The organism is Nonomuraea sp. IBHARD001 (assembly GCF_056106265.1).
On sequence record NZ_JBWBBW010000002.1, the window covers coordinates 5,654,362 to 5,668,315 of the forward strand.

Consider the following 13,954-nt stretch of genomic DNA (forward strand, 5'->3'; position numbering starts at 1 on the left):
GATCCCCTCGGCGCGTGAATGGAGAAGACCCTATCGTGCCGGATACGGGCGCCTGACGCGGCGAGGTGGCCGTGCCGCCACGCGGTGAAGATCGGCGGAAGTTCAGCCGCCGCCGCGCAGGAACTCGCGGATCCTGGCCCACCGCTCGGCCACGGGCGCCTCGGCCCCGTGCCTGGTCGGCTCGTAGTAGCGCCGCTCGCGCACCTCCTGCGGCGCGTAGTCCTGGCGGACCAGGCCGTGCTCGAAGTCGTGCGGATAGCGGTAGCCGTCGCCGTGGCCGAGCTTCTTGGCCCCCGGGTAGTGACCGTCGCGCAGATGGCCGGGCACCTGGCCGATCAGCCCCTTGCGCACGTCGGCTGCGGCGGCCTGGATGGCCTTGGTCGCGGAGTTGGACTTGGGGGCCAGGGCGCAGTGGATGACGGCCTGCGAGAGGTTGAGGGCGGCCTCGGGCAGCCCGATGAGCTGCACGGCCTGCGCGGCGGCGACGGCGACCTGCAGACAGGTGGGATCGGCCATGCCGACGTCCTCGGAGGCGAAGATGACGATCCTGCGTGCGATGAAGCGGGGATCCTCACCGGCCTCGATCATGCGGGCCAGGTAGTGCAGGGCGGCGTCGGCGTCGGAGCCGCGCATGCTCTTGATGAAGGCGCTGATGACGTCGTAGTGCTGGTCGCCCTGGCGGTCGTAGCGCACGGCCGCCTTGTCGACGGCCTTCTCCACGACGTCGACGCCGATCTCGCCCTGCCCGTCGGTGAGCATCGCCGCCGCCTCCAGGTAGGTCAGCGAGCGGCGCGCGTCGCCTCCGGCCAGGCGGGTGAGGTGATCGAGCGCCTCGGCGGTGAGCGTGGCCCTGCCGCCGAGCCCGCGTTCCTCGCGTACGGCGCGCTCCAGCACCTGACGCACGTCGTCGTCGGTCAGCGACTCCAGCGTGAGCAGCAGCGAGCGTGACAGCAGCGGCGAGATGACGGAGAAGTAGGGGTTCTCGGTCGTGGCGCCGATGAAGGTGACCCAGCGGTTCTCGACGGCGGGCAGCAGGGCGTCCTGCTGTGCCTTGTTGAAGCGGTGGACCTCGTCGACGAACAGGACGGTCTGCCTGCCGTTCATGCCGAGGTCGCGTCTGGCCTGCTCGATGGCGGCGCGCACGTCCTTGACCCCGGCCGAGACGGCGGAGATCTCCACGAAGCGGCGCTTGGTGACGCCTGCGACCACGTAGGCGAGCGTCGTCTTGCCGGTGCCGGGCGGCCCCCACAGGAACAACGACATGGGCGCCTCGCTCTCGACCAGCCGCCGCAGCGGCGTGCCGGGCCCGAGCAGGTGGCGCTGGCCGATCACCTCGTCGAGCGAGCGGGGGCGCATCCGCACGGCCAGAGGCTGTGGGGTGGCCTCTTCGGCCGCCGAGTCGAACAGGCTGTCCACACCGTCGAGGTTACTAGCCCCAGACCGCGGTGGCTCCGGAGTGTCCCGCCTGGAAGACGTAGTACCCGACGACGACGGCCAGCACGACCGTGACGCCCGACAGCACGAGCGAGCCCGCGCGGCCGATCCTGGCCGAGGCGAACACCAGCGCCAGCCCGGCGAGGCCGAGGCCGATCGTGGTCCACAGCAGCGGGGCGGCGAAGCTCTCGTGGGTGGCGATGCGGGCGCCGAGTTCGCCCTCGACGTCGGCGAACGCGGCCTGCTTGAACGCCGATCCGCTGCGCTCGGCCGCGAACACCGAAAGCGGCGCCGCCACCGAGAGCCCGACGAGCGCCCAGGCCATGACGGGCCGCCAGCGGGCCACCAGCGCGTAGACGGCCGCGACAGCGGCCAGCAGAGGCGTGAGCAGGACGGCCGCGTGAATGATCAGCGCGTGGGCCGGCAGGCCGAGTATCTCGTCGAACATGTCACGACTCCCGTTCTCGTACCGACTACGGATCTCATCACGTACGGATCTCATCACGGTCGGGTTCCAGATCTTGTCTACGGCTCGCTCATGAGCGCCACATGAGAACGCGCTTGCTCGGCTAACGTCGTTAGCCTATGGTTGTGGCTAACGCCGTTAGCCACGCCCGGAAGGCCCTCCCATGCGCATCGCCCTCGTCGCCGCCGCCGCCCTCCTGCTCGCCGTCTCCGGCCTGTACGGCTGGACGAGGCTCAGCCCGACCGAGGTACGCGCCGAGATCGAGATCGACGCCTCCCCCGCCCAGGTGTGGAGTGTGCTGACCGACTTCGCCGCCTATCCGCAGTGGAATCCGTTCATCGTCAGCAGCCGGGGCGAGGCCCGGGCCGGAGCCGTGCTGCACAACACGCTGAAGAACGGCGAGGGCGTGATGGAGTTCGCCCCCACCGTCCTGGTCGCCGATCCGGGCCGGGAGCTGCGCTGGGTCGGCAGGTTCGTGCTGCCCGGCGTCGTGGACGGCGAGCACCACTTCACGCTCACGCCGTCGGGCGAGGGCCGCACACGGCTGGTGCAGGGCGAGAGCTTCACCGGGGTGCTGGTGCCGTTCGCGGGGGCGACGCTCGACGTTCAGGACGGATTCGAGGCGATGAACGCGGCGCTGAAGGCCCGCGCTGAGAAGATGGCCGGATGACTCATCCACCCCTGACCACGTCGTCGCCGCGCGTCGCCCAGATCGCGGCCGCAGCCAGGGAGTTGCTTGAGGAGCAGGGGGCCGAGGCCCTGACGATGCGGGCGCTCGCCGAGCGGATCGGCATCCGGGCACCCTCGCTGTACAAGCACATGGCCGACAAGGCCGCCGTCGAGGCGCTGCTCATCGAGCAGGCCCTGCTGGAGCTCGGCACCGCCCTGCACGCCGCGCTCGCCGAGCCCGAGCCCGTGGCCGCGATCCTGCGCGAGTACCGGCGCCTGGCCAAGGCTCATCCCAACCTCTACCGCCTGTCCACATCGGGCGCCCTGGCCCGCGAGCGTCTCGCGCCCGGTCTGGAGGACTGGGCGGGCACGCCGTTCCTCCTGGCCACGGGCGAGCCGTACCTGGCTCAGGCGTTGTGGGCGTTCGCGCACGGGATGGCGATTTTGGAGATCGACGAGAGGTTCACGCCCGGCGGCGACCTCGACCGGACCTGGTCACAGGGGGCACAGGCGTTCACTGTGGTGTGATTTCAGCTCTTACGTGAAGCACATGGCGAGCCCGGTAGCATTCCCCGAGTCAAGTCTCGGCAAACATGCCCGGCAACCATGGAGGACATACCTGTGACCGGCGAGGACCGCCAGAGCCAGCTGGCGCGGGAGCACAAAGAACGGCAGGAACAGCGCGCCGCGCAGTCCGCCAAGGGCAAGCGGAACATCTTCATCGGCGCGGGCGTGGCCGTCGTGGCCGTCGTGGCGGGCATCGTCGCCGCCACCACACTGGTCGGCGGCACCGACACCCAGCCTGCGGGGGCCGCCGAGCAGCCCAGCGCCTCGGCCACGCCGTCGAGCTCGCCCTCCGCCACGGCCGCCATCCCCACGGCGCCGAGCACGGCCAAGCCGAAGACCGGGCCCGTCTCCTGCACCTACAAGCGTGACAAGGTCGAGGGCACGCCGGAGAAGTTCGTCGGCCTGCCGCCCGCCAAGGCGAACCTCAAGTGGTCGACCATGACGCTCGACACCAGCCTGGGCGAGATCGTCATCGACGTCGACCCGAACGTCACGCCGTGCACGGTCAACTCGATGGCCTTCCTGGCCAAGAAGAACTTCTACAACGACACCAAGTGCCACCGCCTGGTCACCCCCGACGTCTCCGGCCTGCACCTGCTGCAGTGCGGCGACCCGCTGGCCAAGGCCGACGGGCTCAACCCCACCGACGGCATGGGCACCGCCGGTTACATCTACGGCGACGAGAACATCGGCATGCCGTACACCAAGGGTGTGGTGTTCATGGCCCAGGGCAGCGGTGAGGCCGGGCAGAACAGCAGCCAGTTCGTCATCTCGCTGTCGGACGACAACTCCCAGCTGCCGGCCGAGTTCACGCCGTTCGGCATGGTGAGCAAGGGCATCGAGCTGATCGAGGGCGTGGCCAAGGACGGCAACGACCTCATCGTCAACGACCACGACGTCACGGGCGAGGGCGGCGCGACCGCGCCCAAGACGCCGATCGTCATCAAGAAGGTCAGCGTCACGGCGAGCTGATCCCAAGCTGCGAAGGGCCCCATGTGATTGTGCTCACATGGGGCCCTTCGGCGTTGACGGAGATCCAGAGTGGAGCCGGTTGCCCATCGGAAGTCAGGAGTCGCGCATGTCCGCAAAACTGCCGTTCGAGTTCCTCTTCTCCCCCGAGTTCGGCCGTGATCCCTACGCCGTGTACGACGCGCTCAGGGCCGAGGGGCCGGTGCACGCCATCGATTTCCCGCCCAACTGCGACGCCTTCCTCGTCCTCGACCACGAGCACGGCCGGGCCGCGCTGGCCGACCAGCGGCTGTCCAAGAGCCTGGACAACGGGCCGCAGTGGTTCCGCGAATCGCTGCTGTCGACCAATCCGGTGCTCGCCGACAACATGCTCATGTCCGACCCTCCCGACCACACACGCCAACGCAGGCTGCTGACCAAGGCGTTCACCGCACGCCGGATCGAGGCGCTGCGGCCCAGGGTGCAGCGCATCACCGACGAGCTCGTCGACGCCTTCGAGTCCAGCGGCGAGACCGAGCTCATCGACGCCTTCGCCTTCCCGCTGCCGATCATCGTGATCTGCGAGCTGCTCGGCGTGCCCGACTCCGACCGCGACCGCTTCCGTGAGTGGTCGGGGCTGCTGGTGACCCCGGCGCTGGACGAGGAGATGGTCGCCAGGCGCAACGCCGCGAGCGGGGAGCTGCGCGCGTACTTCACCGCGCTGATCGGCGAGCGGACCGAGGACCCGCGCGACGACCTGATCAGCGCCCTGGTCGCGGCCAGCGCCGACGAGGGCGTGCTGAGCGGCAAGGAACTGCTCTCGACGCTGGCGCTGCTGCTCATCGCCGGGCACGAGACGACCGTCAACCTCATCGGCAACGGCACGGCCGCGCTGCTGCTCAACCGCGACCAGTTCGACCTGCTGCGCGCCGAGCCCGCCCTGCTGCCGGGCGCCGTCGAGGAGTTCCTGCGCTTCGACGCGCCCGTCGAGCGCGGCACGTTCCGCATCGCGACCGAGGACATGGAGATCGCCGGGACGCCGATCCCGGCGGGCTCGTTCGTGCACGTGTCGATCGGCGCGGCCGGGCGCGACCCCGACGCCCACCGCGACGCTGGCACGCTGGACATCACCCGCGAGGACAACCGGCACTTCGCCTTCGGGCACGGCATCCACCACTGCCTGGGGGCGCCGCTGGCCAGGCTGGAGGGCCAGATCGCCTTCGGCACGCTGCTGCGCAGGCTGCCCGACCTGCAGCTCGCGGTCGCGCCTTCGGAGCTGCGGTGGCGCTTCAGCGGCTCGGTCCTGCGCAGCCTGGCCGCGCTGCCGGTCACGTTCTGACCGGCGGCGCCCGTCCCGCGAAGCTGAGCGCGCCCGTGACGCGCCCGGCCACCGCGGACGCCCGATAACACCCCGGAACGGGTACGGCCGCCGCCAGGGCTGTCCTGGCGGCGGCCGTGAGGACCGCGGGGAGTGCGCTAGAGCTGTTCGGCCTTCGGCTTGGCGTCGACGCCCGCCTCCTTGCGCTGCTCGGCGGTGATCGGCGTCGGCGCGCTGGTCAGCGGGTCGAAGCCGGAGGCCGTCTTCGGGAAGGCGATGACGTCGCGGATCGACTCGCCGCCCGACAGCAGCATGCAGATCCGGTCCCAGCCGTAGGCGATGCCGCCGTGCGGGGGCGGGCCGAACTTGAACGCGTCGAGCAGGAAGCCGAACTTGGCCTCGGCCTCGTCCTTGCCGATGCCGAGCACGTCGAACACGCGCTGCTGCATCTCGGCGCGGTGGATACGGATCGAGCCGCCGCCGATCTCCATGCCGTTGCAGACCATGTCGTAGGCGTAGGCCAGCGCCTCGCCCGGGTGGTCCTGGAAGTTGTCGGCCCACTCCGGCTTCGGCCCGGTGAACGGGTGGTGCACGGCCGTCCAGCCGCCCTCGCCGTCCTCCTCGAACATGGGGGCGTCGACGACCCACAGGAACGCCCACTGCGAGGTGTCGATCAGGCCGCAACGACGGCCGATCTCCAGCCTGGCCGCGCCGAGCAGGTCGCGCGAGGAGGAGCGGGCCCCGGCGGCGAAGAAGATCGCGTCGCCGGGCGCCGCCTTGACGAACTCGGCGAGTCCGGCCGTCTCGCTCTCCGACAGGTTCTTGGCGACGGGGCCGCCGAGCGTGCCGTCCTCCTGCACCAGCACGTAGGCCAGGCCCTTGGCGCCGCGCGCCTTGGCCCAGTCCTGCCAGCCGTCGAGCTCCTTGCGCGTCTGCGAGGCGCCGCCCGGCATGACGACCGCGCCCACGTAGTCGGCCTGGAAGACGCGGAAGGAGGTCTGGGCGAAGTACTCGGTGACCTCGACCAGCTCCTGGCCGAAGCGCAGGTCCGGCTTGTCGGAGCCGTAGCGCGCCATGGCCTCGGCGTAGGTCATGCGCGGCAGCGGCGCGGGCAGCTCGTAGCCGAGCGTCTCCTTCCACACGCGGCCGATCAGCGCCTCGCCGAGCGCGATGACGTCGTCCTGGTCGACGAACGACATCTCCACGTCGATCTGGGTGAACTCCGGCTGCCGGTCGGCGCGCAGGTCCTCGTCGCGGTAGCACTTGGCCAGCTGGTAGTAGCGCTCGAGGCCGCCGACCTGCAGCAGCTGCTTGAACAGCTGCGGCGACTGCGGCAGCGCGTACCAGTTGCCCGGCTGCAGCCGCACCGGCACCAGGAAGTCGCGGGCGCCTTCGGGCGTCGAGCGGGTCAGCGTCGGCGTCTCCACGTACACGAAGCCGTGCTCGTCCATCACCTGGTGCGCCAGGTAGGTGGCCTTGGAGCGCAGGCGCATCGCGTCGGCGAGCTGCTGGCGGCGCATGTCGAGGTAGCGGTACTTCAGCCGCGCCTCCTCGCTCACCCCCGCCGTGCCCTCGATCGGGAACGGCAGCGGCGCCGACTCGCTCAGCACCTCGACCTCGGAGGCGACGACCTCGACCGCGCCGGTCGGCAGGTCGGGGTTCTCGTTGCCCTCGGGCCTGACCCGGACCTCGCCGACGATCTTCACGCAGAACTCGGCCCGCAGGTCGTGCGCGTGATCCTCCTCGCGGAAGACGACCTGCGCCGACCCCGAGGCGTCGCGCAGGTCGATGAAGACCACACCGCCGTGGTCGCGCCGTCGCGCCACCCATCCGGCCAGGGTTACCTGCTGCCCGGCGTGCTCCTTGCGGAGGCTGCCCGCCGTGTGCGTGCGGATCACTGCAATTGTCCCTTCAAGACGTCCACGACCTGGGCCAACGGCACCTCGGTCTGCTCTGCTGTGGTCAGGTCCTTCACTTGTACGGCCTGCGCCTGCAGGTCGCGATCGCCCAGGATCAGCGCGAAACGCGCACCCGAACGATCGGCGCCCTTCATGGCGGCCTTGACGCCCTTGCCGCCGAAGGCCATGTCGGTGGCGACGCCCGCCGTACGCAACTCGTTGACGAGGGCGAACATCCGGCGCCTCGCCTCCTCGCCCAGCGCGACACCGTACACCTGCACGCGGCGCTCGGCGGCCTCGTCGTCGAACAGGCCCTCGGCCTCCATGGCCAGGACCGTGCGGTCGACGCCGATCGCCCAGCCGACGCTCGCCAGCGCGGGGCCGCCGATCAGCTCGCTGAGCCCGTCGTAGCGCCCGCCGCCGCCGACGGCCGACTGCGAGCCGAGGCCGCCGTGCACGAACTCGAACGTGGTGCGCGTGTAGTAGTCGAGGCCGCGCACCAGGCGGGGATCGTCGGTGTAGGCCACGCCCGAGGCGCTCAGCAGGGCGCGGACCTCCTCGTGATAGGCCTTGCACGGGCCGCACAGGTGGTCGACGACGAGCGGGGCGCCTTCGAGCTGCGCCTGCACGTCAGGGCGCTTGTCGTCGAGCACGCGCAGCGGGTTGATCTCGATGCGCGCCCTGGTGGCCTCGTCGAGGTCGAGGCCGCGCAGGAACTCCTGCAGCGATGCCCGGTAGGCGGGGCGGCACTCGGCGTCGCCCAGCGAGTTGAGCAGCAGCGTCACGCCGCTCAGGCCCAGCGAGGCGTAGCCCTCGACGGCCAGCAGGATGGTCTCGGCGTCGAGCGCGGGGTCGGTGGCGCCGATCGCCTCGACGCCGACCTGGGAGAAGTGCCGGTAGCGGCCCTTCTGCGAGCGCTCGTAGCGGAAGTTGTTGCCGGAGTACCACAGCTTCACCGGCAGCGGCCCGTTGTGCAGGCCGTGCTGCAGGACCGCGCGCACGACGGCCGCGGTGCCCTCGGGGCGCAGGGTGATCGAGCGCCCGCCCTTGTCCTCGAAGGTGTACATCTCCTTGGAGACGATGTCGGTCGACTCGCCGACGCCGCGCGAGAACAGCGCGGTGTCCTCGAACGTGGGCGTCTCGATGTAGCCGTAGCCCGCACGGCGTGCGGGAGCCGACATCGCCTCGCGGACCAGCAGCGCGCGCTCCGAGCGCGGCGGCAGCCAGTCGAAGGTGCCCTTGGGTGCCTGGAAACTCATTACATCCCTCGCTTGGGACCGGCGTGCGGCGCGGCCTCCGTGAGATACGGATTGGTGGCGCGCTCGCGGCCGATCGTGGTCTGCGGTCCGTGTCCCGGCAGGACGACCATCTCGTCGGGCAGCGGCAGGACCTTGTCGGCCAGGCTGCGCAGGATGGCCGGGTAGTCGCCGCCGGGCAGGTCGGTGCGGCCGATGGAGCCGGCGAACAGCAGGTCACCGGCGAACAGCACCTGCTCGCCCGGCATCCTGAAGGTCACCGACCCCTTGGTATGGCCGGGCGTGTGGTCGACCACGAGCTCAAGGCCCGCCAGCTTCACCGTCTCCCCGTCGGACAACTCGCGCACGTCGCTGGGCTCGCTGAGCTCGATGCCGCCGAAGAGCGAGGCGGACTGGGGGCTCCATCCGGCGGACGGATCGCTCAGCAGGTGCCTGTCGTCGGGGTGGATCCACGCGGGCACGTCACGCGCGCCGCACACCGGGGCCACCGACCAGACGTGGTCGAGATGCCCATGGGTGAGCAGGACCGCGACCGGCTTCAGCCGATGCTCTCGCAGCAGGTCGTCGAGGTCGGCGACGGCGTCCTGACCCGGATCGACGATCACGCATTCCTCGCCCGCCGAGGGCGCGACGACGTAACAATTTGTCTGAAAGGCCCCAGCGGGGAACCCTGCGATGAGCATCTGCCTCAGGTGATCTCGTCAAGAATGCGGATGGGAATGTAACCGAAGGGTACCGGTGCGGTCCGCCGGGCTGCGAACCATTACCCGTTGGCCGATACCATTTCGCCCACCTCAGTTGATTCGTTAGGGAGGCAAGCGGTGGCCACGGGCAAGGAACGCCAGAAGCAACTGGCGCGTGAGCACTACGAGCGGCAGATGAGCCGTCGCGCCGAGCGCGAAGCCCGGACCAAGCGCGTCGCCGTGATCGGGTCCACGGTGGGCGTCGTGGTGGTCGTCGGCGGCATCGTCGCCGGCATCGCCCTGCTGGGCGGCAACGACTCCACCAGCAACGCGGCGGCCGACCCGACCACGTCGGCGACTCCCGAGGCGTCCGCACCCGCGGTGACGCCCTCGCCGATCGACCTGGCGACGGTCTCCTGCGCCTACAGCGGGGACGCGCAGGGCAAGTCCAAGAAGGTCGGCACGCCGCCGAAGAAGCCCAACCTCAAGGCCGAGACCATGACGGTCAAGACCGGTGAGGGCGACATCGAGATCAAGCTGGAGCCGACCAAGGCGCCCTGCACGGTCAACTCCTTCGACTTCCTCGCCTCGAAGAACTACTTCGACAACACCAAGTGCCACCGCCTGGTCACCCCCGACACCGGCGGCCTCGCGGTCCTGCAGTGCGGCGACCCGCTGGCCAAGGCCGACGGCAAGAGCGCGGGCGGCGACGGCGGCCCCGGCTACCAGTACGCCGACGAGAACCTCGGCGGCATGCAGTACAAGCGCGGTGTGGTCGCCATGGCCAACGCCGGGCCCGGCACCAACGGCAGCCAGTTCTTCATCGTCTACGGCGATGAGACCGCTTCGTTGCCTCCCAGCTACACCCCGTTCGGTACGGTCACCAAGGGAATGGAGATCGTCGACAAGGTCGCCAAGGGCGGCTTCCTGGAGGACAACACCGCGCCGAAGGTCGGCGTGGACATCAAAGACGTGACAATCTCTGGCAAGAGCTGACGTAATACAACTAGGGACGATAGTCCCGAAGGGTCTGATGAAAGTGCGGGAGGACACGGTGAGCACCGACCCGTGGGGCCGGGTAGACGACGACGGCACCGTCTACGTGCGTACGGCTGAGGGAGAGCGGGCCGTCGGGTCCTGGCAGGCGGGCGAGCCCGAGGAGGCGCTCGCCTACTTCCACCGCAAGTACGACGAGCTGGCAGGCCAGGTACAACTCCTGGAGCAGCGGGTCAAGGGCACCGACCTTGCCCCCGCCCAGGCCGAGGCCAGCATCGTCAAGCTGCGCGAGGCCGTGGCCGAGGCACATGCCGTCGGCGACCTCGACTCGCTGGTGGCAAGGCTGGCGGGACTGTCCGAGCTCGTGGCCAAGCGCCGCGAGGAGGTCAAGGCCGCCCGTGACGTGGCGCGCGCGGAGGCCAAGGGCGTCAAGGAACGGATCGTCGACGAGGCCGAGCGCATCGCCGACGAGACGACGCACTGGAAGTCCGGCGGCGAACGGCTGCGCCAGCTGGTGGAGGAGTGGAAGGCCGCCGAGCGCATCGACAGGGTGACCGAGGCCGCCCTGTGGAAGCGGCTCTCGGCGGCCCGCACGGCCTTCGCCAAGCGTCGCAAGTCCTACTTCGCCGGGCTCGACGAGCAGCGTGAGGGCGTTCGCGCCACCAAGGAGCGCATCGTCGCCGAGGCCGAGGCGCTGGCCACCTCGACCGACTGGGGTCAGACCGCGTCGATCTACCGCGATCTGATGCAGCAGTGGAAGAGCGCCGGTCGGGCCTCGCGTGACGCCGAGGACGAGCTCTGGAACCGTTTCAAGGGCGCGCAGGACCAGTTCTTCCAGGCGCGTTCGGCGGTCTTCGCCGAGCGTGACGCCTCGCTCGCGGCCAACGCCGAGGCCAAGGAGGTGCTGCTCGTCGAGGTGGAGAAGATCCTTCCCGTCACCGACGCGCGGGCCGCCCGCGGCGCGCTGCGTGCGCTCCTGGAGCGCTGGGAGGCCGTCGGACCGGTGCCGCGCGAGCAGCGCGACCGGCTCGAAGGCGGGCTGCGCAAGGTGGACGACGCCGTGCGCAAGGCCGAGGAGCAGGAGTGGAAGCGCTCCAACCCCGAGGCCAGGGCCCGCGCCCAGAGCACGGTCGACCAGCTCCGCAAGTCGATCGAGCAGTTGGAGACCAAGCTCGGCAAGGCCCAGGCGGCCGGACGGGCCAAGGACGTCAAGGAGGCGGAGGAGGCGCTGGCCGCCCGCCGCTCCTGGCTGGAGGAGGCCGAGCACACGCTCGCCGAGTTCAGCTGACGCCGCTCGGGCCGGCCTCGCGCCGGTCGTCACCCTGCGGAAGATGGGCCTTCGCCGATGCCGGCGGAGGCCCATTCGCGTGTCCGGAGGCGCTGGACCCCACCTTTGCTGGCAAATAGCAAGAACCATGACACGTCGCGCAAATGACATCACCAACGGTCATTGGGTCTTCCCTTTTCTCTTTCTCTTTCTTTACTCTTCGAAGGCGCCATCTCTGCTGTCGGCCTCTCGGGAGCCTTGCCCATGCCTCGGATTCAGGTGAATCCGGCTTTCCCCCTTTTCCTCGACGATTCGCGGCAACTGGCGCGACTCGGGGACTTCCCACCGACAGGGCGGATCCTGGAGCCCGCTCAGGCGCCGCTGCGGCAGCTGCTGCGGCTGTGCGCCGACACCCCGCGCGAGCGGGCCGAGCTGCGCGAACTCGTCGTCGGCGCGACCTCTCAGGAGATCGACGCGGCGCTCGACCAACTGCTCGACGCCCGCGTGCTGGTGATGGAGTGCGACGTCGCGCTGCTCACCGCCGATGTGCGTCAGTCCAGACAGGCGTTGTTCCTGTCGATGTTCCTGTCTGCAGAAAGGACCGTCAGCGTGCTGCGTGAGCTGTACGGCACGCGTGTCACCGTGCTCGGCATGGGGGCGATCGGCGGCGCCGTCGCCACCCACCTGGTCACCGCCGGAGTGCGTCACCTGCGTATCGTCGACGACGACAGGGTCGAGCTGTCCAACCTGCACCGCCAGCACCTCTACACCGCACAGGACGTCGGCGCGGTGAAGGTGGCGGCGGCGGCCAGGAGGCTGCGCGCCCACCACCCCGACGCCAGGATCGAGCAGCTGGAGCGCCGGCTGCGCGGGCCCGAGGACGTGGCCGACGCCATCGTCGGGGCCGACCTGGTGATCAGCACCGTCGACACCCCGCAGCCGCACATCCGCCGCTGGGTGAACACCGCGTGCATGGCCGCGAGCGTGACGTTCGCGACCGGTGGGTTCAGTCAGCACGTCGGACTGGTCGGACCGCTGGTCGAGCCCGGCAAGACCGGATGCCTGGCCTGTCAGGAACGGCAGCTCGGCGAGCGCATGCGCACCGCGATCATGCCGGAGTGCGACAATGCCGGCCGTACCATTCCGGCGTTCGGGCCGTTGTGCGGTGTGGTGGGGTCCTTACTGGCCTCGGAGGTCATTCGTTATCTGACCGGGCTGGGGGCTTCGGCGATCGAGGGGCGTACGGTCTGGCTGGATCTGCTGAGGTTGAGTACGAAAGTTACGGAATTCAACAAACTCGCCGACTGCCCCACATGTGGATAAGGGGCGCTATCACATAACTTCGGGTTTCTTTTGGGCCCCCTGTGCCGGTCGTTGCTTGATCGTTATGGGATCCGGTCCAACGCATGAGGGGTTTCGGCCGTCTCCTATGGAACGCACCACACCTCTGGGAGCACACCGTGAACACCCTCAAGCGAGCGCTCGCGTTCGCCACGGCGGCCGCCTGCGCCGCCGTACACATGACGAGCGTCCCCGCGGCGGCACAGGTCGCCGCACCGCTCGGCATCGCCGACATCACCCCCATGGGGGAGAAGGTGGAGAAGGTCGGCGTCGGCTTCCCGATCATCGTCCTGTTCGACCGGGCGGTCGCCGACAAGGCGGCGGCCGAGGCCTCGCTGGTCGTCACCGCGGACAAGCCGGTCGAAGGGGCCTGGCGCTGGGTCTCCGACCGCAAGGTGATCTACCGCACCCGGACGTACTGGAAGCCGCACCAGAAGGTGCTCCTGACCGCGAGGCTCAGCCAGATCCCCGGCAACAAGCAGGCCAAGGACGTCACCAGGCGCTTCGCCGTCGGCACGGCCAACATCGCCGTCGTCGACACCAGGAAGCACGTGATGAAGGTCAGCAGGGACGGCAGGCACGCCAAGACCATCCCGATCAGCGCGGGCCGCGGCGGGCTCAGGCGCGGCGGCGTCGATGTGTACCTCACCACCTCGGGCGTGCACCTGGCCATGGGCAAGAAGCCGGTGGAGACCATGACCTCCGGCTGGCTCGGCGTCACCGACCCCAAGGACCCGCTGTACTACAAGCTGGAGATCCCCTGGGCCGTCCGCATCTCCGACAGCGGCGAGTACGTCCACCAGAGCGCGGGCGACTACCAGTACCTCGGCAAGTCCAACCAGAGCCACGGCTGCGTCCGGGCCACCCCGGCGGGCGCCAAGTGGTTCTACGGCATCGCCCAGCGCGGTGACGTCGTCAAGATCACCGGCACCAAGCGCAAGCTCGACTGGCGCAACGGCTGGAGCTACTGGCAGCTGACCTGGAACCAGTGGAAGAAGGGCAGCGCCCTGCCCCCCGGCTACACTCCCACCGCCACCCCGACGCCGACCCCGGTCCCGACGACCGGCGCCTAGCCGCCCGCCTCGGTGCGGCCCGCTCCTGGGGCTGCACC

13 protein-coding genes are annotated in these 13,954 nt (G+C 69.9%); 8 read left to right on the top strand and 5 right to left on the bottom strand.

The window, feature by feature from the left end:
- Positions 1-102: 102 nt before the first annotated feature.
- Together ACTWNK_RS27810 and ACTWNK_RS27815 are read right to left on the bottom strand one after the other, a co-directional pair.
- On the bottom strand, positions 103-1,356 hold the full coding sequence (locus ACTWNK_RS27810) for a replication-associated recombination protein A (RefSeq protein WP_474311007.1): 1,254 nt from the start codon (positions 1,354-1,356) through the stop codon (positions 103-105).
- A gap of 73 nt (positions 1,357-1,429) precedes the next feature.
- Positions 1,430-1,882, bottom strand: a complete 453-nt coding sequence (locus tag ACTWNK_RS27815) for a hypothetical protein (RefSeq protein WP_474307492.1) — start codon at positions 1,880-1,882, stop codon at positions 1,430-1,432.
- Positions 1,883-2,063: 181 nt separating this feature from the next.
- Between ACTWNK_RS27815 and ACTWNK_RS27820 the strand changes: the two genes are divergently transcribed.
- The 4 genes from ACTWNK_RS27820 to ACTWNK_RS27835 all read left to right on the top strand — a co-directional run bounded on the left by ACTWNK_RS27820 (position 2,064) and on the right by ACTWNK_RS27835 (position 5,423).
- Complete coding sequence (locus tag ACTWNK_RS27820) at positions 2,064-2,570, top strand: SRPBCC family protein (RefSeq protein ID WP_474307493.1); 507 nt, start codon at positions 2,064-2,066, stop codon at positions 2,568-2,570.
- The gene (locus ACTWNK_RS27825) at positions 2,567-3,097 is read left to right on the top strand and encodes a TetR/AcrR family transcriptional regulator (protein ID WP_474307494.1); all 531 of its coding nucleotides are present in this window, start codon (positions 2,567-2,569) and stop codon (positions 3,095-3,097) included. Before ACTWNK_RS27820 ends, ACTWNK_RS27825 begins: the two co-directional genes overlap by 4 nt.
- A gap of 93 nt (positions 3,098-3,190) precedes the next feature.
- Complete coding sequence (locus ACTWNK_RS27830) at positions 3,191-4,108, top strand: peptidylprolyl isomerase (RefSeq protein ID WP_474307495.1); 918 nt, start codon at positions 3,191-3,193, stop codon at positions 4,106-4,108.
- A 106-nt stretch (positions 4,109-4,214) separates the two neighbouring features.
- Positions 4,215-5,423, top strand: a complete 1,209-nt coding sequence (locus ACTWNK_RS27835) for a cytochrome P450 family protein (protein ID WP_474307496.1) — start codon at positions 4,215-4,217, stop codon at positions 5,421-5,423.
- A 137-nt stretch (positions 5,424-5,560) separates the two neighbouring features.
- Here ACTWNK_RS27835 and aspS read toward each other — a convergent pair whose 3' ends face one another.
- The 3 genes from aspS to ACTWNK_RS27850 are packed head-to-tail and all read right to left on the bottom strand — an operon-like array spanning position 5,561 to position 9,239.
- Positions 5,561-7,300 carry an aspartate--tRNA ligase gene (gene aspS, locus ACTWNK_RS27840; protein WP_474307497.1) on the bottom strand — a complete coding sequence of 580 codons (1,740 nt, stop codon included), beginning with the start codon at positions 7,298-7,300 and terminating at the stop codon, positions 5,561-5,563.
- A complete protein-coding gene (gene hisS / locus ACTWNK_RS27845; protein WP_474307498.1) occupies positions 7,297-8,559 on the bottom strand; it encodes a histidine--tRNA ligase in 1,263 nt (420 codons plus the stop codon). The genes aspS and hisS overlap by 4 nt, the downstream gene beginning before the upstream one ends.
- A complete protein-coding gene (locus ACTWNK_RS27850) occupies positions 8,559-9,239 on the bottom strand; it encodes an MBL fold metallo-hydrolase (RefSeq protein WP_474307499.1) in 681 nt (226 codons plus the stop codon). The genes hisS and ACTWNK_RS27850 overlap by 1 nt, the downstream gene beginning before the upstream one ends.
- A 138-nt stretch (positions 9,240-9,377) precedes the next feature.
- Here ACTWNK_RS27850 and ACTWNK_RS27855 point away from each other — a divergent pair, with 138 nt between their 5' ends.
- The 4 genes from ACTWNK_RS27855 to ACTWNK_RS27870 all read left to right on the top strand — a co-directional run bounded on the left by ACTWNK_RS27855 (position 9,378) and on the right by ACTWNK_RS27870 (position 13,916).
- The gene (locus tag ACTWNK_RS27855) at positions 9,378-10,235 is read left to right on the top strand and encodes a peptidylprolyl isomerase (RefSeq protein WP_474307500.1); all 858 of its coding nucleotides are present in this window, start codon (positions 9,378-9,380) and stop codon (positions 10,233-10,235) included.
- A gap of 37 nt (positions 10,236-10,272) precedes the next feature.
- Complete coding sequence (locus ACTWNK_RS27860; RefSeq protein ID WP_474307501.1) at positions 10,273-11,523, top strand: DUF349 domain-containing protein; 1,251 nt, start codon at positions 10,273-10,275, stop codon at positions 11,521-11,523.
- 243 nt (positions 11,524-11,766) lie between these two features.
- On the top strand, positions 11,767-12,825 hold the full coding sequence (locus tag ACTWNK_RS27865) for a TOMM precursor leader peptide-binding protein (RefSeq protein ID WP_474307502.1): 1,059 nt from the start codon (positions 11,767-11,769) through the stop codon (positions 12,823-12,825).
- Between the two features lie 137 nt (positions 12,826-12,962).
- Positions 12,963-13,916, top strand: coding sequence for a L,D-transpeptidase (locus tag ACTWNK_RS27870; RefSeq protein ID WP_474307503.1), 954 nt, complete (start codon positions 12,963-12,965; stop codon positions 13,914-13,916).
- The last annotated feature ends 38 nt before the right edge of the window (positions 13,917-13,954 follow it).

Bases quoted from the DNA above. Each gene is read 5' to 3' on its own strand.
- ACTWNK_RS27810 (WP_474311007.1), bottom strand. From the start codon at position 1,356: ATGCGCCCCCGCTCGCTCGACGAGGTGATCGGCCAGCGCCACCTGCTC.
- ACTWNK_RS27815 (WP_474307492.1), bottom strand. From the start codon at position 1,882: ATGTTCGACGAGATACTCGGCCTGCCGGCCCACGCGCTGATCATTCAC.
- ACTWNK_RS27820 (WP_474307493.1), top strand. From the start codon at position 2,064: ATGCGCATCGCCCTCGTCGCCGCCGCCGCCCTCCTGCTCGCCGTCTCC.
- ACTWNK_RS27825 (WP_474307494.1), top strand. From the start codon at position 2,567: ATGACTCATCCACCCCTGACCACGTCGTCGCCGCGCGTCGCCCAGATC.
- ACTWNK_RS27835 (WP_474307496.1), top strand. From the start codon at position 4,215: ATGTCCGCAAAACTGCCGTTCGAGTTCCTCTTCTCCCCCGAGTTCGGC.
- hisS (WP_474307498.1), bottom strand. From the start codon at position 8,559: ATGAGTTTCCAGGCACCCAAGGGCACCTTCGACTGGCTGCCGCCGCGC.
- ACTWNK_RS27850 (WP_474307499.1), bottom strand. From the start codon at position 9,239: ATGCTCATCGCAGGGTTCCCCGCTGGGGCCTTTCAGACAAATTGTTAC.
- ACTWNK_RS27860 (WP_474307501.1), top strand. From the start codon at position 10,273: ATGAAAGTGCGGGAGGACACGGTGAGCACCGACCCGTGGGGCCGGGTA.
- ACTWNK_RS27865 (WP_474307502.1), top strand. From the start codon at position 11,767: ATGCCTCGGATTCAGGTGAATCCGGCTTTCCCCCTTTTCCTCGACGAT.